At 69.3% G+C, this 20,138-nt stretch carries 16 protein-coding genes and 2 pseudogenes; 4 read left to right on the forward strand and 14 right to left on the reverse strand.

Annotated features, from left to right (window positions below):
• Nucleotides 1-12: 12 nt before the first annotated feature.
• On the forward strand, nt 13-111 hold the full coding sequence (locus AB0I06_RS33695) for an RICIN domain-containing protein (RefSeq protein ID WP_363122685.1): 99 nt from the start codon (nt 13-15) through the stop codon (nt 109-111).
• An 83-nt stretch (nt 112-194) separates the two neighbouring features.
• Here the strand turns inward: AB0I06_RS33695 and AB0I06_RS33700 are convergent, their stop codons facing one another.
• The gene (locus tag AB0I06_RS33700; RefSeq protein WP_363122686.1) at nt 195-1,910 is read right to left on the reverse strand and encodes a ThuA domain-containing protein; all 1,716 of its coding nucleotides are present in this window, start codon (nt 1,908-1,910) and stop codon (nt 195-197) included.
• 29 nt (nt 1,911-1,939) lie between these two features.
• On the reverse strand, nt 1,940-4,783 hold the full coding sequence (locus tag AB0I06_RS33705) for a carbohydrate-binding protein (RefSeq protein ID WP_363122672.1): 2,844 nt from the start codon (nt 4,781-4,783) through the stop codon (nt 1,940-1,942).
• A gap of 631 nt (nt 4,784-5,414) precedes the next feature.
• Between AB0I06_RS33705 and AB0I06_RS33710 the strand changes: the two genes are divergently transcribed.
• A complete protein-coding gene (locus tag AB0I06_RS33710) occupies nt 5,415-6,113 on the forward strand; it encodes an SDR family oxidoreductase (RefSeq protein ID WP_363122673.1) in 699 nt (232 codons plus the stop codon).
• 102 nt (nt 6,114-6,215) lie between these two features.
• On the opposite strand, the gene AB0I06_RS33715 is transcribed toward AB0I06_RS33710, so the two are convergent.
• The 12 genes and pseudogenes from AB0I06_RS33715 to AB0I06_RS33770 all read right to left on the reverse strand — a co-directional run.
• Nucleotides 6,216-7,340, reverse strand: coding sequence for an alpha-hydroxy acid oxidase (locus tag AB0I06_RS33715; protein ID WP_363122674.1), 1,125 nt, complete (start codon nt 7,338-7,340; stop codon nt 6,216-6,218).
• 20 nt (nt 7,341-7,360) lie between these two features.
• The gene (locus AB0I06_RS33720) at nt 7,361-8,695 is read right to left on the reverse strand and encodes a PLP-dependent aminotransferase family protein (RefSeq protein ID WP_363122675.1); all 1,335 of its coding nucleotides are present in this window, start codon (nt 8,693-8,695) and stop codon (nt 7,361-7,363) included.
• 3 nt (nt 8,696-8,698) lie between these two features.
• The gene (locus AB0I06_RS33725; RefSeq protein ID WP_363122676.1) at nt 8,699-9,607 is read right to left on the reverse strand and encodes a prephenate dehydrogenase; all 909 of its coding nucleotides are present in this window, start codon (nt 9,605-9,607) and stop codon (nt 8,699-8,701) included.
• On the reverse strand, nt 9,607-10,524 hold the full coding sequence (locus tag AB0I06_RS33730) for a phytanoyl-CoA dioxygenase family protein (protein ID WP_363122677.1): 918 nt from the start codon (nt 10,522-10,524) through the stop codon (nt 9,607-9,609). The genes AB0I06_RS33725 and AB0I06_RS33730 overlap by 1 nt, the downstream gene beginning before the upstream one ends.
• A 52-nt stretch (nt 10,525-10,576) precedes the next feature.
• Nucleotides 10,577-11,641, reverse strand: a complete 1,065-nt coding sequence (gene hppD / locus AB0I06_RS33735) for a 4-hydroxyphenylpyruvate dioxygenase (protein WP_363122678.1) — start codon at nt 11,639-11,641, stop codon at nt 10,577-10,579.
• Nucleotides 11,642-11,739: 98 nt separating this feature from the next.
• Nucleotides 11,740-12,246: a flavin reductase family protein gene (locus AB0I06_RS33740; protein ID WP_363122679.1), complete on the reverse strand. Its 507-nt coding sequence runs from the start codon at nt 12,244-12,246 to the stop codon at nt 11,740-11,742.
• Between the two features lie 125 nt (nt 12,247-12,371).
• Nucleotides 12,372-13,616 (reverse strand): MFS transporter, encoded by a 1,245-nt coding sequence (locus tag AB0I06_RS33745; RefSeq protein ID WP_363122680.1) that lies wholly within the window; start codon nt 13,614-13,616, stop codon nt 12,372-12,374.
• 52 nt (nt 13,617-13,668) lie between these two features.
• Nucleotides 13,669-14,913 (reverse strand): ATP-grasp domain-containing protein, encoded by a 1,245-nt coding sequence (locus AB0I06_RS33750; RefSeq protein WP_363122681.1) that lies wholly within the window; start codon nt 14,911-14,913, stop codon nt 13,669-13,671.
• A 2-nt stretch (nt 14,914-14,915) separates the two neighbouring features.
• Entirely contained in the window at nt 14,916-16,139 is a 1,224-nt protein-coding gene (locus AB0I06_RS33755; RefSeq protein WP_363122682.1) for an ATP-grasp domain-containing protein, read from the reverse strand.
• Entirely contained in the window at nt 16,136-17,194 is a 1,059-nt protein-coding gene (locus AB0I06_RS33760) for an LLM class flavin-dependent oxidoreductase (protein ID WP_363122683.1), read from the reverse strand. The genes AB0I06_RS33755 and AB0I06_RS33760 overlap by 4 nt, the downstream gene beginning before the upstream one ends.
• A 44-nt stretch (nt 17,195-17,238) precedes the next feature.
• Nucleotides 17,239-18,141, reverse strand: a complete 903-nt coding sequence (locus AB0I06_RS33765; protein ID WP_363122687.1) for an ATP-grasp domain-containing protein — start codon at nt 18,139-18,141, stop codon at nt 17,239-17,241.
• Between the two features lie 105 nt (nt 18,142-18,246).
• Nucleotides 18,247-18,483 (reverse strand): annotated as a pseudogene (locus AB0I06_RS33770) (hypothetical protein); the annotation flags it as partial.
• 711 nt (nt 18,484-19,194) lie between these two features.
• On the opposite strand from AB0I06_RS33770, the pseudogene AB0I06_RS33775 reads away from it, so the two are divergent.
• Together AB0I06_RS33775 and AB0I06_RS33780 are read left to right on the forward strand one after the other, a co-directional pair.
• A pseudogene (locus AB0I06_RS33775) lies at nt 19,195-19,611 on the forward strand (SDR family oxidoreductase); the annotation flags it as partial.
• Nucleotides 19,612-19,729: 118 nt separating this feature from the next.
• The gene (locus AB0I06_RS33780) at nt 19,730-19,945 is read left to right on the forward strand and encodes an SDR family oxidoreductase (protein ID WP_363122684.1); all 216 of its coding nucleotides are present in this window, start codon (nt 19,730-19,732) and stop codon (nt 19,943-19,945) included.
• Nucleotides 19,946-20,138 lie beyond the last annotated feature (193 nt).

The following is a 20,138-nucleotide window of genomic DNA, read 5'->3' on the forward strand; positions in this document are numbered from 1 at the left end:
GTCCAGTCCGGACTGTGCCTCGACGCCAACGCGGGCGGCACCGCCAACGGCACCAAGATCACCCTCTGGTCCTGCCACGGCGGCACCAACCAGCAATGGAGCCGTCGTTGAGCGGCGGCGTCCTTCTCCTTGCCTGAGATCCCGGAAGGGCCACCGCACAGTGGCAGGTGGCCCTTCCGGCGTGCCGCGTCAGCTCAGGGCAGGGTCCATTTCTGGTTGGCTCCGCCATGGCAGGTCCACAGGTGCACGAGGGTGCCGTCGGAGGAGTTGGCGCCCGACACGTCCAGGCACTTGCCCGACTGCGGGTTGCGCAGCGACCCGTCCGAAGACGCCTGCCAGTTCTGGTTGGCGCCACCGTTGCAGGACCACAACTGGACCTTCGCCCCGTCCGCCGTGCTGCTGCCGCTGACATCCAGGCACTTGCCCAGCGCCTTGACCGTCGACCCCGGCGTCACCGTCCACTGCTGCCTGGCCGAGCCCGTGCACGACGAGATCTGCACCGCCGTCCCGTCCGCCGAACTGCCGTCACGGACATCCAGGCACTTGTTCGCGACCCCTACGACCGGACCCGCGCCGGGGGTGGGTGGCGGGCTGCCGCCCAGCTCCTTGATCCGGACGTTGCGGAACGACACGTCGTCTCCCGTGCCGTGGTTCTGGATGCCGATGTGGCCGGCGAGCGAGCGGGCGGGGTCGGTGTTGGTGAAGTCATTGATCTTCACGCCGTTGAGCAGCACTTGGAGCCGCTCGCCCTCCACCAGCACCTCGAAGGTGTTCCACTCGCCCGGTGGGTTGAGCGCCGAGTCCCGGGCAGCCGTGTCCGGGGCCTTGACGGCGTAGACCGAGCCGGTCGTGCGGTCGGGCGCGTCGGTGGCGTCGATCTGGACCTCGTAGCCGTTGTCCAGTGCCGACTGCGGGTCGCTCGTCGGAGGGAATCCCACGATCACGCCGGAGTTGTCGTCGCCGGGCATCTTCCAGTCCAGCTTCAGCGAGTAGTTGGTGAACTGCCGGGCGCTGTACCAGAGCATGCCCATGCCGCCGTGCGAGGTGAGGGTGGCGTCCGAGTTGGTGAAGCCGCCCGGGCCGGCCTGCGACCAGCCGGTGGTCGCGCCGTTGTAGAGGGTCGTGTAGCCGGTCTCGGGCCGGCAGTCGGCCTTGGTCCGGCCGGCCGCGTACCGGATGCCGCCGAGCAGGTGCGTCCGGAACGCCGGCTCCGCGTACGACGCCTGGCTGTGTCCGCCGCCGGTGTAGAAGGCCCGGCCCCCCGAGTGGGTCTTGCACCAGCTGTGCGGGTGGTCGGCGCCCATCGAGCCGCCCGAGTACGACGACTCGTCCAGCGTGGTGAGCACGCGCGCACCGGCACGGGGGTTGGTCCGGAAGTTGTACCACTCGTCGGTGCGGGTCCATGTCTGCGGCAGGTGGGCGGTCGCCGCGTGCGCCCGTCCCTCCACCTTGACGTTGGCCTGCTGGACGGCGGGGTGCGAGGCGAAGTAGGCGCCGACCAGCTCGCCGTAGAACGGCCAGTTGTACTCCGTGTCCGCGGCCGAGTGGACGCCGACGAAACCGCCGCCCGATCCGATGTACGACTGGAACGCCGACTGCTGAGCGTCGTTGAGGACATCGCCGGTGGTGTTGAGGAAGACCACCGCCTCGTAACGGCTCAGGTTGCCGGTGGTGAACTGGTTGCCGTCCTCCGTGGCCGTCACGGTGAAACTGTTCGCCGCGCCGAGGTCGCGGATGGCCTGGATCCCTGCCGGGATCGCGTCGTGCCGGAAACCGGCCGTCTTGGAGAACACGAGGACGTCGTAGGGCGTGTCCGCGGCACTGACGGGTGTGGGCTGCGTGAGGAGGGCCAGGGCGGCGAGTGTCGTGGCCGCCGCCCCGCCCAGCAGGATTCGGGGATGTCTGCGCATGTCCGTCGCTCCCTTCTTGGTGACAGGCATCAGGGCAGGGTCCATTTCTGGTTGGCTCCGCCGTGGCAGGTCCACAGGTGCACGAGGGTGCCGTCGGAGGAGTTGGCGCCCGACACGTCCAGGCACTTGCCCGACTGCGGGTTGCGCAGCGATCCGTCCGAAGACGCCTGCCAGTTCTGGTTGGCGCCACCGTTGCAGGACCACAACTGGACCTTCGCCCCGTCCGCCGTGCTGCTGCCGCTGACATCCAGGCACTTGCCCAGCGCCTTGACCGTCGACCCCGGCGTCACCGTCCACTGCTGCCTGGCCGAGCCCGTGCACGACGAGATCTGCACCGCCGTCCCGTCCGCCGAACTGCCGTCACGGACATCCAGGCACTTGTTCGCGACCCCTACGATCGGACCCGCGCCGGGGGTCGGGCCACCGCTGGGATTGAAGGTGAACGCGTCGACGTCGAAGAGGAATCCGGAGCCGCCGGTGAAGGTCAGGTAGAGCGTGGTGGTGCCGGCCGGCGCGCCGGAGATCGATCCGCTGACGGTGGTGAAGTTCGTCCACGAGCCGGTGACCGGGACGGTGGCGGAGCCGAGGACGGTGCCGGTCGGCGAGCCGGCCCGGACCTGCAACGTGCCGCCCGCGCCGGCTGACGACACCCGGGCGCTGAACGACGTGGCGTTGTTCAGCTTGTACGGCTCGAAGGCGATCCAGTCGCCGTTCTCGATGTCACCGACGGACTTGCCGCCCTCGGCGGTCGACTTGTCGTAGATGGCGATGCCGGACGAGGTCTTGTAGTGCTCGGCCTGCCGGTGCTTCGGCTGAAGGATGTGCTGCGTGTGCGTGGTGAGCCCGGCTTTGTCGGTGTACTCGGCATCGAAGACCCCGAAGATGTTCGCCGCGTCGTCGTGCTCACCGTCGACCGGGATGGTGATCGTGCCGGAGCAACCGGTCTTCGAGGTGACCGGGTGGCCGTGGCTGTCGTGACCGACGATGTACGTCAGCTTGACCTTGGCGCAGTCGACCGTGCCGTCCTCCGGATCCGTCACGGTGACGCTGTACGGCACGGTGTCGCCGAAGGCGAAGATCTCGCCTGCGGCGGGGCTGTTGATGGTCACGGTCGGCGCGGTGTTGCCGACGGTGATGCGCACGTCGGCGGTGCCGGTGGCACCCTGCGGGTCGCGTACGGTCAGCCTGGCCGTGTAGTCGCCGTTCGTGTCGTACGTCTTCGTGGGGTTGGCGGCGGTGGAGCTGGTGCCGTCACCGAAGCTCCACGCGTAGGTCAGTGCCCCGCCCTCGGGGTCGGACGAGCCGGCCGAGGAGAACGTCACGGTCAACGGCGCCGCGCCGGAGGTCCGGTTGGCGCCGGCCACCGCCGTGGGCGCCCGGTTGCCGCTCCCGACGTAGTCGAAGCGGTACAGGGCGGAGTTCTGGTCGCCCTGGTAATACCCGGTGCCGTAGTCCAGCACGTAGTAGGAGCCGTCCGGGCCGAAGGCCGAGTCGATCACCTGCTTGCCGGTCCAGGGGAAGCTGTCGATGGTCCCCGGGGAGCCGTCGGCGTTGAGATGGATCGGCTTGATCCAGCCGCGGCCGAACTCGGTGGCGAAGAACTGCCCGTCGAACGACTGAGGGAACTTCGTGGGCGAGTTGAGGTCGGGGTCGTACCGGTACACCGGGCCCGCCATCGGCGACTCCGAGCCGCTGCCGAACGCCGGCGGGCTGCCGGCCTCGCCGCCGTAGCGGATCCAGGCGGCCTTGGCGGGGGGAAGGGTGCTCAAGCCGGTGTTGTGGGGGGAGTTGTTCGTCGGCCCGCCGGAGCAGTTGTACTTCGAGCCTGCCGTGTTGGTGGCGAAGTCCCACTCGGCGTACGTCTCGGAGCTCGTGTTCGTGCCGGTGCAGTACGGCCAGCCGTAGAAGCCCGGGCCCGTGACGCGGTTGAACTCGACCTGGCCCTGCGGCCCGCGCGCCGAGGTGGCGCCGGCGTCGGGGCCGTAGTCGCCGACGTAGACGATGCCGGTGGCCTTGTCCACGCTCATCCGGAACGGGTTGCGCAGGCCCATCGCGTAGATCTCCGGCCGGGTCCTTGCCGTGCCGGGCGGGAACAAGTTGCCTGCCGGGATCGAGTACGACCCGTTGCCGTTCACCTTGATGCGCAGGATCTTGCCGCGCAGGTCGTTGGTGTTGGCGGCGGAGCGCTGCGCGTCGAACGCCGGGTTGCGGTTGGTCCGCTCGTCGAGTGGAGAATATCCGGCGGACTCGAACGGGTTGGTGTCGTCGCCGGTGGACAGGTACAGGTTGCCCGCCGCGTCGAAGTCGATGTCCCCGCCGGCGTGGCAGCAGATGCCTCGGTCGGCCGGCACGTCGAGGATGTCCACTCTGCTGGACTGGTCGAGCGTGAAGTCGGCGTTGAGCGTGAAGCGGGACAGCCGGTTGACACCCTGCCAGGCCGACCAGTTGCCGCCGGTGGTCGGGGCGTCGCCGCCCGGTGTGGACAGCGGCGGGGCGTAGTAGAGGTAGATGTGCCGGTTGGTCGCGAAACCCGGGTCGATGCCGATGCCTTGCAGGCCGTCCTCGTCGTGTGCGTAGACGGGGATGGTGCCGATCACCTTGGTGGTGCCGCCCGCATCCGTGCGGCGCACGGTCCCGTTGCGAGCGGTGTGCAGCACCGACCGGTCGGCGAGGACGGCCAACGACATCGGCTCACCGACTTCCGCGACCCCGCGGGCCAGTTGGACCTGCTGGAAGTCGGCGGGGTTGATCGGGTGCGCCGAGGCCGGGGGCGCACTGGATAAGGCCCCCACGAGAGCGGCCGCGATCAGGAGCAGAGCCGAACCGAGGGCCGGCCAGCGCGCGGCCGCAGACCTCTTGATTCTCATGAACATGACAATGCACCCCTTCTGGAACAGGTTGCTGTCAGGCTTGGGGCGCGCGCTGCCGCGCCGATGCCGTACCGGGATGTCGCCGCTTCGGCACGCCAGGAGTGCTTCAGCAGGCCACTACGCCGAGCGGGGGCAACAGCTCGGAAAAAGAAGAAGTCGATGGCTACCGCGCTGTCGGATCACATCGACGACCGTGATGGTCTGCCGACAGGCTAGAAGACTTCGGCCCCGTGCGTCCACACTTCCCTCAGGACCAGCCAGGCTTTCGGGCCGCGGTGGAGAAGGCCACGAAGGGCCCGAGCCCTGTCAGGACGGCGCCTTGGCCGGCCCGGACCGGTGGATCGAGGTGATCCGGTGGCGCGGCCCGGGTCACACGGCGCACGAAGAGGGTGAGCGCGCGGCCCGGGCCCCTGCCCCGTGCTGGGCCCAACGCGGCGGCCAGCATGACGAGTTCGGCCACTTCCCACGGCATCGTGGCCGGTCGGCGATGGTGTACCGGCTCGGCGGGAAAACCTCTGGATATAGTGCAGGCGTTTCGGATCACCGGCGGCGGCCCGGAGTCGGTCGACCTCGCGCTCATCGACGTCGGCGACCCCGGAGGGCCCCCGGTGACCACATCACTGAGGAGGCCGGCATGGAACCCGTCACGCTGATCACCGGTGGCTCGACCGGAATCGGCGCCGCCACCGCCCGCGCCCTGCTCGAACAGGGCCACCGCGTGGCCGTCACCGGACGTGACGCGGACAAGCTGGCCGCGTTCGCCGCTTCGGCCGGAGCGGGCGGGCGACTGCTGACGATCACCGGCGACGCCGCCGACGAGCACGACGTCGCGTCCGCCGTGCGCCACGTCGTGGACGCGTGGGGCCGGCTGGACCACGTCATCGCCAACGCCGGTTTCTCGCTGCCCGGCAACCTGGAGAGCCACGCCCCCGAGGACATGCGCGCCATGGTCCTCACCAACGTCCTGGGCCCGGCCCTGCTCGTGCGGGAGACCCTGCCGCACGTGCGGGAGTCCAAGGGCCGGATCGTGATCATCGGTTCGGTCGCCGGGGTGCGCAACACGCCCGGCAACCTGTACTCGGTCACCAAGTGGGCCGCGCACGCGCTGGCCGAGAACACCCGGCTGCTGGTCGGCAAGGACGGCGTCGGCGTGACCGTCATCGCCCCCGGGGTGGTGGACACCCCGTTCTGGGACGAGCGCGGCGGCACCCCCGAGGCGGCACCGTCGATGACCCCCGAGCAGATCGCGGACACGATCGTCTTCGCCCTCGGCCAGCCCGCGGGCGTGGACATCAACCACATCACCCTGCGGCCGGCCGGACAGCTCGGCTGACGCCGCGCTCCCGGCAACCGTGCGAAAAGGCTCCCTCGGCCCGCCGCGTACCACGCGGTGCGGGCGGGGGGAGCCTTTCGGCGTCTGCGTGGACGCGCGGCGTCAGGCGGAGACGTGGGCACATCCGGGGAGGACCACCCCGGACCGCTCGAAGCCGGCCACGGTCGGTGCCCCCATCAGGGCCATGACCTCCTCGAACTCGCCCATGAGCAGCCGCAGGACGTCCGCGACGCCCTGCGCGCCGGAGTGGGCGAGCCCCCACAGGACCGGGCGTCCGACCATCACCGCGTCCGCGCCCAGGCACAAGGCCTTGGCGATGTCGGCGCCGTGCCGTACCCCGCCGTCGAGGACCACCGCGCACCGCCCGGCGACGGCGTCCACGATCTCGGCGAGGGCGTCGAGGGCGCAGTGGGAGAAGTCCAGCTGGCGGCCGCCGTGGTTGGAGACGACCAGCCCCGAGACGCCGTGCTTGACGGCCAGTTCGGCGTCCTCACCGGTGAGGACGCCCTTCAGCACCACGGGCAGGGAGGTCGCTTCGCGCAGCCAGGCGAGGTCCTCCCAGGTGATCGAGGCGTCGAACTGCTCCTTCGAGTGCCGGGCGATGGCCGACTCCCCGTCCCGGCCGCCGTGCGAGGCGGCCATCACGTCGTGCGCCACATTGACCGCCCGGATGTCCGGGGGCACCGCGAACCCGTTGGCGGCGTCACGGGGACGGAACGCCACCCGGGGCGCGTCGACGGTGAGGACCAGCGCGCGGAAACCGGCGGCCTCGGCCCGGTGGATCAGGTCCACCAGGAGGTCACGACGCTTGAGCCAGTACAGCTGCAACCACAGCGGGCCGGTGGCCGCGGCGGCGATGTCCTCCAGCGTCCGGCTCGCGAACATGCTGACCGTGAACAGGGCACCGGCCTCACCCGCGGCCCTCGCCGTCGCCACCTCGCCCGCCGGATGGGCGAGTCGGTGGTACGCCATGGGGGCGATGCCGAGGGGGGCGGCGAGGTCCGCCCCGAGCAGCTCGGTGCGGGGGTCGCAGTGGGAGACGTCGACGAGACAGCGCGGCCGCAGCCGGATCCGGTCCAGGGCCTCCCGTCCGGCCGTCAGCATCGACTCGGTGCCGCTGCCGCCCTCGAAGAAGTCCCACACCGGCCGCGGCAGCCGCTCCTTGGCCGCTGCCTCGTACTCGCACAACGCCAGCACCACATCTTCTCCGTTCGCCGTACTGGTCAAGGGGTGCGGGACACCGGCCGTCAGGCGGCGGTGCCGGTGCTCCGCGCGGTGATGAAGGCGGCCAGCCGGGCCATGCCCTCGATGATGGCCTCCGGGCTCTGCGCGCTGCACGACAGGCGCAGTTGGTGGGTCCCTCCGCCGTCCAGGTGGAAGTCGCTCATCGGAGTCCACAGCACGCCGTAGGTACGCGCGGACAGCTCCAGGGCCTTGTGGTCGGCGGCGAAGGGCACGGTGACGACGGTGAAGAAGCCGCCGTCCGGACGGTTCCAGGAGATGCCGAGCCCGGCCCGGCGCTCCGCGGGGAAGTGCCGCTCCAGCTCGTCGAGGAGGGTGTCCATGTTCCTGCGGTAGTACGCGATGGCCCCGGCGTTCGCCTCGCGCAGCCGGCAGCCGCTCTCGATGAGCAGTCCGCCGATGACGGCCTGGCTGACGGCCGAGGTGTTGACGGTGGTCATGCTTTTGATCTTGGACAGCTCGTCGGCGAGCAGCGAGCGCCGGCCGCCCGGGCCGATGACCTCCTGGTCGGCGATGACGTAGCCCACCCGGGCTCCGGGCAGCGCCGTCTTGGCGAAGGAGCCCAGGTGCACCACGCGGCGGCCCGTGTCGAGGGCCTTGAGGGTGGGACGAGCCGGGCCCGTTCGTACGAAGAAGCCGTAGGGGTCGTCCTCCAGGACGAGCAGATCCTCCTCCTGGGCCACTCGCAGCAGGCGCTCGCGGTCCGGGAGGCTCATGCTGGTGCCGGAGGGGTTGGCGAAGTCCGGGACGACGTAGAAGGCCCGAGGGCGTTCACCGGCTTCCCTGGCGGCGCGCACGGCCGCCGACACGGCCTCCGGGTCAGGACCGGCGGGGCCCTCGGGCACGGGCCGCACGCGGATGCCCAGGAGCCGGGCCACACCGGTGATGCCCACGTAGCACGGCGAGCTGACCAGGAGCGTGTCCTCGGGCGCGGCGAAGAGCGCCCGCAGGACGAGGAGCATGCCCTCCTGGCAGCCGGTCGTCACCACGACGGCCTCCGGGGGGACCTCGATCCCTTCGTCGTTGGCGACCGTCCGGGCGATCAGCTCGTGGATGATCCCGTTGGTGCGGCCGTACTGGAACAGCTGGGTTCGCACCTGGTCGACCGACCAGCCCAGGGTGTCTCGCAGGTGGCTGGTGTACGTGCGCAGGTGGCGCGTGAGGTCCTCGGGCTCGAAGTCACCCTCGGTGGGCCGGCCCGGCGCGAAGGAGATGGCCTGGGGGAAGCGGCCGACCACCTCGTTGAGGAAGTTCATGGCGTCGAGGACCGGGTCGCCGAGCGATCCGTGCAGCTCGTCGAGCGCCAGGGCCTGCGGGGACGGCTTGGCGGCTTGTGTCACCGCTCAGACTCCTCTCGGCGCGGCCGCGTAGGCCGTGCTCAGGGTGGGGGCCGTGGTGCGTGCGGGGATCCGGGCCCGGCCCTGGACACCGCGGACCAGGGCCGTGGTGAGCCGGTCCGTGTGGAGGCGCTGCTGCTCCGGCTCGTCGGCGGTGCCCAGGCCGTGCAGGGCGTCGACCACCTGGTGCAGGTCCCGGGCGAAACCGGAGAGGACGTCGGCGACGGCCACGGCGTTGGAGCCGAGGATGTCGGTCCACAGGTCGGCGCCGCCCGCTGCGAGGCGGGTGATGTCCTGCAGTCCCTGTCCGGCGAGCCCCAGCTGGTACGGGTCGCCGTGCAGTAACTGCCCCGCGATAAGGCTCGACACCAGGTGCGGGGCGTGCGAGGTGAGCGCCACCGCGCGGTCGTGCTCGGCGTGGGCCATCACGATGGGCCGGCCGCCGCACAACTCGGCCAGGTGCCGGGCGCGTTCGACGGTCTGCGCCCGGGTGTGCACGGAAGGGGTGAGCACCCAGGGCCGTCCGTGGAACAGATCGTCCCGGGCGGCGAGCGGGCCGGACTGCTCCCGGCCGCCCATGGGGTGCCCGCCGACGAAGCGGGTCAGGTCGCAGCCGGCCTGGTCCGCTTCCCGCTGGGGCAGTTCCTTGATGCTGGCGGCGTCCGTGAAGTCGTGGGCGAGGTGCCGCAGTTGGTGTTCCTTCAGGGCCGTCGCGACGTGCCGCGGAGGTACCGCGATGATCGCCAGATCGACCGGGCCACGAGGTGTTGCTGCGATGCCGGCCCCGAGGTCCTCGGCGGTGCGCGCCGTTTCCGGGTTCGCGTCGATCAGGTAGGTGGTCACGCCCCGGCCCCGGAGGGCCAGGGCGATCGACGTACCGATCAGGCCGGTTCCGACCACTGCGGCACTTCGCATCAGTGGTGGCTCCACAGGAGCGGCAGGTACTCGGGGTCGCTGTAGTCGGGGGTGCCCTCGACGGTGCGCCGCACGAGCATGTCGTGGTTGTAGTGCACCTGGGTGCCGTCCGAGCGGAAGAAGTCGCGGTAGCGGTTCTCGCCGTCCTGGAGGTGGAAGGAGATGGCGCGGCGCGGGCGGTCGCTGACGTTCGCACCGCTGCCGTGGTAGGTGCGGCAGTGGTGGAAGTTGACGTGGCCCTTGGGGATGAAGACCGGGATCTTCTTGACCTCGACCCCGTTGTAGGCCGCGTTGTCCTCCAGCATCTGGTCCAGCTCGGAGCGGTCGCGCTCGGCGAAGTGCAGGGAGGTGGTGTCGTTGTCGGCCGTCTCCTTCCACAGGTGGCTGCCGTCGACCATCGTGATGGTGCCCATCTCCTCACCGCAGTCGTGGAAGGGGATGAACGCGGTCAGCATCCGCTCGGAGGTGGAAGTGGACCAGTAGTGGCGGTCGAAGTGCCAGGGCACGATGTTCGACTGCTCCTGCGCCACCGGGGGCTTGTAGATGAGCGTCGACTGGAACACCCGGATCTGCTCGGCCTCGGCCAGGCGCGCGGCGACGGCGCCCAGCAGCGGCTTGCGCAGGATGCGGCCTATGGTGTCGTCCTCGTAGTGGATGTAGTCGTTGTGCCGCTGGACGTCGCCCTTGTCCGGCTCCCAGTAGGCCAGCTTGGGCGGGCGTACCGGCAGGGTGCGGTCACGGTGGCCGGCGTAGAAGCGCTCGCTGGCGGCCTCCAGCTGCTCGATCTCCTCGTCGGTGAACAGCTTCTTCGACAGGTACCAGCCGTGCTCGGCGTAGAAGACGACGTCCTCGTCGGTCGGGAGCAGCGCGCGCTCCTCGTCGGTGAGGGTGAACTTCTGGGTGTCCTCGATGGTCATGTGCTTCCTCACAGGTGCGTGGTGCGGTGCGGGGACGGTGCGCCGAGGCGCGTCAGGAGACGGCCTTCTCGCGGGCGACCGCTTCGTAGAGCGCCTTGATGTTGCCGCTGCCGAAGGTGCGGGCACCGTGCCGGTCGATGACCTCCCAGAAGTACGTCTTCCGTACGTGCTGGGACTGGGTGAAGATCTGGAACACCTGGCCCCAGTGGTCCTCGTCGATCAGGACGTTGGTCCGGCGCAGGTCCTCGACCTGAAGGTTCGAGCGCTCGAAGCGCTCCTGGAGCTGGTCGTAGTACGAACCCGGCGTCTGCAGGAAGTTGACGCCCCGCTTCTCCAGGGTCTGCACGGTGCCCACGATGTCGTCGCAGAGCAGCGCCAGGTGCTGCACGCCGGCGCCGCCGTGGCGGGCCAGGAAGGTGTCGATCTGGCCGGGCTCACGGTCGGTGACCGGCTCGATCAGGGTGAAGGTCACCTTGCCGGAGGGGCTCTGGACGACCTTGGAGTCCATGGCCTGGGTGCCGACCTCGATGAACTCCTCGAAGATCTGCGAGAAGCCGAAGACCTTCTCGTAGAACTCGACCGTGGGGCGCAGCAGGCCGGCGGGCAGGCAGATCGCCGCGTGGTCCACGGTGCTGAGCAGTTCCTCGCCCGCCTCGGGGTCGGCGGCGATGATGTCCATCACGCCGGGCAGGAACTGCTCGCGGTCGCCGGTGCGCTGGACGAACCGGTGGGTCACGTCGCCGAAGCCCAGGACCGTGGCGGTGACCACCTCGGTGCCGTCCTTGCTGTGGACGGTGGGCTGTTCGACGGCGGTGGCGCCCCGCTCGACGGCCAGCTCGAAGGCCTTGGCGGCGTCGCTGACCTCGAAGGCGATGTTGGCGACACCGTCACCGTGCTGCATCACGTAGGACGCGGCCGGGTGGGAGGGGTTGAGGGCGGAGGTGAGGACCACCTCGATGCCGCCCTGGCGCAGCAGCAGCGAGCGGTAGTCGGCCTGCCCGGTCTCGGGACCGGCCTGGCCGCAAATACGGAAGCCGAAAGCGGTGCAGAGGTAGAACGCGGACTGCTGGGCATCTCCGACGTAGAACTCGACGTGGTCTACGGCCCCGATATCCATGCAAAACCCTTCCGTTTTCCTGTTCGAGCAGGAGAAAGTCGAGATGTTCTCGGGAGTGGCGAGCGGGGGAATCGAGAGATTCGGCCCCGAATATCCCGCTAGAGAGTGGAGAACTCGTTCAGCGGCGACCAGACACCGTAGTCGCCCCGACGGTAGAGAAGTGGCTCACGGGGGAAGATCGCAGCACCTTCCACCCGGCCTATGACAAGCCAATGATCGCTCACTTCGATCGCATTTTCAACCCTGCATTCTGCAAGACCGAGCGCGACATCGAAAAGCAGCGGCGCACCTTCGGAAATAGCCGAGGGCCGCCATTCGACATGCGCGAACTTGTCCGTGGCCTTGCTCGCGAAGACCTGCGAGGCCTCGCGCCCGGACGAGGAGAGGAAGTTCACCGCGAACGCCTGCGACGAAAGGATCGCCGGCAGTGTGCGGGACTCCTTGCCGACGGAGACCAGCAGCATCGAGGCCGCCGCCGACACGGCACAGACGGCGTTGCTGGTGAAACCGTACGGCTCACCCTTTCCGTCCGTCGCCGTCACGATGGCGATCGGGGTCGGGAACGAGCCAAAGAGTTCGCTGAAGCGTGCCAAACCGACGTCCATCAAGTCCCTTCGCGGAACAACTCGTGAATCTGTTTTTGGGCAGGCCGAAGAAACCAACGGCCCGTGTTGGTGTTTTTGTAAGCGCCGCCGCCCCTTCGCGGTGACCGTTATCCCACGGTCGCGGGTTATTCCACGGTCGCGGGCACGAGAGTCGCCTCACGTGCGGCGATCGCGCGGCCGAAAGCCCGGATCGTCAGCGGCAGCATGAGCGCACCGAAAGCGGTGAGCGCCACGGCCAGTATCAGGACGAGTTGTTGCGGTCCCAGGCCGGAACCGGAGCCGGCCACCAGAAGTCCCGCGATGGGCATGGCCAGCATATTGAGCAGATAGAACGGCCCCATCACCTTTCCCAGGTGTTCCTGGGGAAGGACCTGGATGCGCTGCGTCCGGTTGAAGACGTTGAAGTACGTCACTCCGACCATGGCCGCCACGAACGCCGGTCCGTACAGCAGCATGGAGGAGGCGAAGCCGATGAGCAGCAGACAGGAGCAGAGCAGGGCGAGGCCGAAGATCCCCAGCATCCGCACGTTGACGTAGCGGAGCAGGAACGGGATGACCAGGAGGTTGACGATCCCCAGTACGCCGATGCAGATGTTCAGCAGGGCGAACGAGGACTCCGGGGCGTCGAACACACCCGTGACGAGTGCGGCGTTGGCGGCGAGCACCACGGCGAAGACCAGGTTGATCGAGAAGTTGAGCGAGGCCAGCAGGACCAGCGGCCTGCTGCGGACCAGCAGGGACCAGCCCAGCCGGAGTTCGGCGACGATCTCCGCGGCTCCGCCGCTGCTGGGGGTGCGCTGCCCGCGCGGCAACGGCAGCCAGCAGGCAGCGGCGATGGCGAAGACCGCCGCGGCCGCGCCGAGCAGCCACACCTTGTCGATGAAGGCCGCGCCCAGCATCGCCAGGGCGGGACCGACGGCCATCGCCGAGACCTCCATGCTCTGCACCAGGCCCTGGATCTTGGCCAGTTCGGCGTCCTTGGCCAGTTGGGGCACGACCTTCTCCACGGACATGCGCACCGGCGCCATCAGCAGCGAGAGCAGGGGCGCGGCCGTCATCAGGATGGGCGTCAGCAGTGAGGGTGCGGCCAGGCAGCCGACGAGGGCGCCGCAGAGGACGACGGCCCGGCTCGTCGTGACGACGGAGAAGAGCCGTGCCCCGCCGTCACGGTCGGCGAGGAGACCGGCGAAGGGGTACGCGAGGAGGGCCGGGAGCCACTCGATCGCGTAGGCGAGGCCGAGGGCCGACACCTCCTTGGTGTCCTGGAAGATGAGCAGCGGGAGGGCGAACATCACCATCTGCTCGGCGACGACGCTGAGAAGGACACCGCCGGCGAAGAGCCGTTGGTGCAGCTTGGATCGTGTGGTCATAAGCTCGATCGCTCCCTTGCGCTCGGCCGGGGACGGCCCGGCACGAGACTCCTCACTGCGACACCGGAACGGTTTCGATGTGGAATCCGGCGATGATCTTCCGGATGTCCTCCTCGACGGCCGGCTCGTCGCCGGTGAAGATGAACCGCCCGCTGTGCACCGCGTCGTAGCTGCCGCCGGGCTCCATCACCTCGCCCGGTGTGGGCACCAACTCCCGCCAGATCGTGGCGAAGTCGTCCCGCATGGAGGTCACCGAGACGACCTCGGCCGGCAGTCCGGCGGGCTTCGGGATGATCAGCCAGCCGCCGGACGGGTCGCCCGTCTGCGGCGGGACCGTCGCCCGGCCCTCGCACAGGGCATCCAGCCAGAGCTCGAAGAGGTTGACCCCGAAGACCTTGTCCATGAGGTACGGCACCTCGGCCCCGCCGATGCGCCCCGCGATCTCCAGGAACACCAGGTCCCCGTCGGGCGTGACGAAGAGTTCCAGGTGGAACGGCATGGAGGTCATGCCCAGACCCGACACGCAGCGCCGGGCGAAGTCGTGCACCCGGGTGCGCAGCGGACAGTCCTGGACGACGACCGAGCCGAGCGGCTGCCCGCCGGCCTCGAAGGCCAGACAGTCGTTGATGTAGCGGGACACCGCCATGAACGGGATGCCCGCGTCCTCGTCCGCGAACCCGTCGACGTGGTAGATCGCGCCTTCGACGAACTCCTCGAGCTCGTAGTCGCCGAGGTCGACCTCCGACAGCAGCGCGGTGAGCGCGGCCTCGTCCTCGACCCGGTGCACGCCCATGCTCGCGGCCCCCGACACCGGCTTGAGGATCAGCGGGAAGCCCGTGGCGCGGGCGAACTCCAGCGCGGACTCGGCGCTCTCGCAGGCGTCGAAGCGGGGCACGCGGACGCCTGCCTCGGCGACGAGCTCCTTCATCCGCAGTTTGTTGCGGTAGGACGCGACGTCCTCCGGGCGGGGCCCGGGGATGTCGAGTGCCTCGCGGACCTCGGCCGCGATGCCGAGGGTGAACTCGGAGACGGCGATCAGCCGGTCGACCGGGCCGACCTCGTCCGCGACCTCGCGGACCGCGTCGCGCAGCGCCTCGAAGTCGTTGACGTCCTCGATCTGGACCATGCTCGCGATCCGCTCGGGAGCGGCGAGGACCCCGGTGGCGCCGACCGCGTCGACGACGTAGCTGACGCGGTGCCGCTCGTGGTCGATGAGTTCCTCGAAGCGGCCCATCGAGAAGTCCCAGCGCGGCCCTTCGGTGAACCGCGGCCAGCGGTTGACGACGACGATGTGCATGGTCACTCCTCCGTCGCCACGGGAACCGTCTTGATGGACAGGGTTCGCCGGACGAACTCGATGGCTTCTTCCAGTTCCTCGCGCGAGTCCGCGGCGAGCACCGCGTAGCCGGTGCGCTGCAAGGAGGACGAGGTCCGCTGGACGGTGTCGCCGGTCTTCACCTTGGCGGTGGCGTCCACGACGGCGGGGTGTGCGCGGACCTCCTCGAGACCGTCGACGGCGATCACCTCGCCGGGGTCGGAGACCACGAAGATGCTGGCCGAGAACTTCACCGGGCCCTCGGGCGGCGGCGGCAGCTCGTCACCGACGACGAGCCGCAGCACCAGCTCGAACCAGTCCATCCCGTATGCCAGGGAGCACAGCTCCATGATGTAGTCGCCGGGTGTGCGGACCGCGACCTCCATCACCGAGGGGCCGGAGCTCGTCATCCGGAACTCCAGGTGCACGATGCCGGTGCGCATCCCGATGGCGGCGATGACGGACCGGCCCAGTTCGGCGACCTGCTCGGCCTCGGCGGGCGGCAGGGACACCGCCGCCCGGTGCTCCAGCTCGACGAAGTTGGGGGCGCCCGTGGTGGTCTTGGCGGTCAGGTTCGCGAACCAGACCTCGCCGTCGCGGACCAGGGCCTCCCAGCTGTACTCGGGGCCCTCGACGGCGGTCTCCACCAGCAGCGGCCGCTCCGAGGCGCGTCGTGACGCCGCGGCGTCGAAGGCGGCGGCGTCGGCGACGAGTTCGACGCCGTCGCTGCCTGCCGACGACAGCGGCTTGATCACCACGGGGAGGCGAGCCTTGGCCCACTCGGCCGCCCCGGCCAGTTCGTTGGTGAGGAGGTAGTCGGGCTGACCGATCCCGTGGGCGCGGAAGCGCCCGCGCTGCAGTGCCTTGTTCCGCGAGACCACGGCCGCCCCGAGGGACGGTCCGGGCAGCCCGTGGGTCTCCTGGGCCAGGGCGGCGCCCAGGACGTGGCACTCGGTGAACCCGAAGATCCCGGCCGGGCGGCTGCGCAGGGCGGTGGCGTGGGCGGTCTCCGCCCACAGCTCGTCCAGCGAGCCGTACTGGCCCTGGCTCGGCTCGACGGCGTCGACCAGGCCCTCGATGCCGGCGGCCCAGTCCTGCGACTCGATACCGCGGACCCGCAGGCCCAGCCGGCGGGCGGCCGCCACGTACGGGCGGCCCATGATCCCGACGCCGACGAGCAGCAGTTCGCGCTCTTCCCGCCCGCTCATGACTCCTGCTCCTCGAGACGACGGATCAGGGGAGCGACGTGGGTGAAGAAGTTCCGCATCTCGTCACGGGTCGGCCAGCCGGAGAAGATGAACTCGCTGATGCCCGCTGCCTTGTAGCTGTGGATGTAGCGGGCGACCTCCTCGTGGCTGCCGACGATGCACAGCGCCGGACCGCCGCGGTAGGCCACGGCACCGGTCCAGATGTAGGGCGAGAGCCATTCGTCCTCGGCGCTTTCCGCCAGCTGGTACGAGGACTTCACCGCCTCGGAGTCGGTGGTGTTCACCCACTGGCGGATCCACGCCGTGTGGTCCTCGTCGGGGTTGCGCATGAGGTTGGCGAGCTCCGCGACCGCCTCCTCGCGTGTGTCGCGGGACAGCACGTGCATACGGGTGCCCACGCGGCGGCCGGCGTCGAGGAGCGGCTTGCTCGCCCTGGCCATGCCCTCGGGGGTGTCGCCGTAGCGCAGCCAGCAGTCGCCGGAGGCGATCGCCGTCTGCTGGGCGACGGCGGAGGCGCCGCTGATGTAGATCTCCGGGCGGCCACCGCCCTTGTGCCCGAGGCCGAGCGAGGCGTCCTTGAGCGTGTAGTGCTGCCCGTCGTAGCTCATGGGCGACTCGCCCTCCCAGAGGCCGCGGATGACCTCGAGGAACTCGTTGCACCGGGCGTAGCGCTCGTCGTGGCTGAGGAAATCGCCGTAACCGGCCTGCTCCGCCGGGGAGATGCCGGAGACGATGTTGAGGGACATGCGCCCGTCCGTCATCCAGGACAGGGTGTTGACGACCTGCGCGAACAAGGTCGGCGACATCAGGCCCGGGCGGTAGGCCAGCATGAACTTGACACGGTCCGTCACCTGCGAGAGGGCGCCGAGCACCGGCAGCGGGTCGGGCAGGTAGTTGGAGATGCCGAACAGCAGGCTGTCGACGCCGAGTTCCTCGGCTTCCTGGACGAAGTCCGTGACCGCGCCCATGTCCAGCTTGCCGATCTTGTACGTGTCCGTGGGCGTGGCCTGTCCCGTGTCGGGCGGCGAGCACCAGTGGAGGCGGAGGGGTTCCATCGTGTTTTTCCTTCGGTTGTGGGGCACCGGGCAGCGTTGACGTGTCAGGCGCCGAGCACGCGGACGCGGTCGCCGATCTCCGACCAGCGCTCGTGGGCCTCTTCGGGGGAGTCGGCGGTGAAGACGACGGCGGCGATCCGGCAGCTGTAGTCGGCCTCGTCCGTCTTGATTCCGGCGCCGGGCTCGACAAGGACGTGGCTCGCCACCACCCAGGGCTCGGCGGCGAGTTCGGCCCAGCCGTCGAGTCGCGTGTACGAACCCGCGCCGCCGGCCGTCAGGAAGCGGATGCCGGCCGCCTTGGCGACGGGCTCGCGGTACGCACCCGAGCCCTCCGGGTCGGCGCCGGTGATGTCCGCGAGGACCTTGCCCGGCAGCCTGAGGCCGGTGGCCATCTCCATCAGCTCGGTGATCTTGTCGCCGGGCAGCCGCGCGGCCACCTCCATGAGGACCGGGCGGCTGTCACTGAGGCGCAGTTCGCAGTGGAACGGGCCGGTCGTGATGCCCACGGCCTCGACGACGCGTGTGGCGTACGACGCCAGTTCGTGGCGCGTGGCCTCGTCCAGCGGGGCGGGCGTGAGGTGCCCGAGTTCCAGGAACCGGGGCTCGGGGCCGAGCAGCTTCCGGGTCACCGCGACGACGACCACTTCTCCGTCGCGCACATATCCGTCGGCGCTGTACTCCGTGCCGGGCACGTATTGCTCGAGGATCGCGTCGCGGGTGAGCTCGCGGTCGAATTCAAGCCCTTCCTCGGCGTGCATCGCGGCCAGCGCCACGCGCGCCTCCTCGATGCTGTCGACACGCGAGACGTGGACGCTGCCGCCGGAATCGACGGGCTTGATGACGGCGGGGAATCCGACGTGCGCACAGGCCGCTTCGAGGTCCGCGGGTGCGCTCACGACCACGAACTTGGGCACTTCCAGGCCGGCGTCGGCCACTGCTTGGCGCATTTTCCCCTTGTGCCGCACCTGATCGACGGCTGTGGGGGTCAGGGCGGGCAGTCCGAGGCGCGCCGACAATTGCGCGGCACCGGGTACGTAGTATTCACCTCCGGCCACCACGGCATGAATCGCGTTTCGCTCATGGGATTCAACGACAGCGGCCTCGAGGGCAGTTTTGTCATTGGTGTCCACCGTGATTATCTCGGTGGTAAGCGAGCGTACCGCGTCGGCGATTACGCGGCCCCCTTTCTCATAGGAGGCGACGACGACATCCCAGCCTATGGAACGGGCATGCGCGACGTAGGCGTTCGCTGAGAACGCCGGCTGCACCACTAGGACACGATAAGACACAGAAGTTCCTCGAAATCTCGCTCTGAGGTCGGCGATGGTTCATCTGGAGAGCACTCGGACCGCGTCACGGCATGGCGAATCTGGCCACCGAGCCATGGCATGCGTGATGCCAGGAGCCGCGATGGACCGTGAACGCCACAGTGGTCAGTAGAAGTTGACGGGTGAACTTCCGCGCGAGATCCGCGGGTCAGTCAGCTGTGGAATCACCTCGGGCAGGGCACATCAGGCACAACAAATCCCAAGATGGAAAGAAGAACACAAGCAGCCGCCCCCCGGTAACCACCAGCCGAAAAATTTCCCCGCAATGATCAAGATCTTAGGCGACTGCACGGTTCGGGGTCAACCGTTTTCGAATCTTAGCTCATCTGCGGCGACTGACACCCCTATGTCCGTTTTGATAAAACCTGATCGCCATTCACCGCTCGCGCCATTTCTGCCTTTGCCACGAGGACGTGATCGCCATGTGTACACAGCCGGTTCTCCGCCGGTCGGAAAGCGAAAAAGGCACACAGCGTGACGTCCTTGCGAGGTGACCACGCTCGGATGACACGGCCGCTGCGGTTTCGCTGTCTCCCCTGTTCAGTGGCTCGTGAGGGCGAAGAGGAATGCGGGTGGCGCAGGGGGGTCGGCCGTGGGGGCGGCGCCGGAGCCGGATACGGAGAGTGCGCACGGAGCTACCGAGATCGACGTCGCTCCCGTGGCGTTCCACGCATGCGGCTGTCGTGTGCCGCCCCGCGTGCGGGTACCCGCCGGACGGACAGGACCAAGAGCCACCGAAGAAGAAGGAGGAGCGCAACCCATGTCGGAGGACAAGGTCACCGGGCCGACACCGGACGAGCGGCCGGCTCGGTGGCCGTTCTCTATGCCCGGGAAGGTGCCGACGTCGCCATCGTGTACCTGCCCGAAGAGGAACGGGACGCCGTCGAGACGCGTGCGGCGGTGGAGAAGGAAGGCCGCACGTGCCTGCTGCTGCCCGGTGACTTGTGCGACGCGTCGTTCTGCGCCGACGTGGTGGAGCGCACCGTCGCCGAACTGGGCGGCCTCAACGTCCTGGTGAGCAACGCCGCCTACCTCAACAGCCAGAACGACCTCACGGACCTCACCGCCGAGGACTTCGACCGCGTCTTCAAGACGAACGTCTACGCCTACTTCCACCTGGTGATGGCCGCGCTGCCCCACCTGTCCCGTCGTCTTCACCAAGTCCATCGCCTCGCACCTCGCCGAACGGGGCGTCCGTGCCAACGTCGTGTCCCCGGGACCTACTTGGACCGTGCTGAACCTCGCGGGCCAGCGTTTTCCGGACGACTACCTCACCGACCTGGGCAGTTCGGCGCCGATGGGCCGGGTCGCCCAGCCCGAGGAGATAGCCCCCGCGTACGTGTATCTGGCCTCCGACGCGGACTCCAGCTTCACGGTCGGCGAGGTCATCGCCGTCACCGGCGGCCTGACCGACACCCGCTGACCCACTGGCCGCCGTGACCGCGGAGCCGACGACGCGGTCACGGCGGCCGTCACAGACGCCGTCACACGACGAGGCCGCACCGGAACGTTTCCGGTGCGCGTCTTCACGGACACCATGTCCACCACCTTCGACAAGCTCTTCGCGGCCACCTCCTCGGACGTGACGGTGAGCGCCAAGGGCGCCTCCGACAGCG

It is taken from the genome of Streptomyces sp. NPDC050674, assembly GCF_040654575.1.
In the GTDB taxonomy this organism is placed as follows: Bacteria; Actinomycetota; Actinomycetes; order Streptomycetales; family Streptomycetaceae; genus Streptomyces.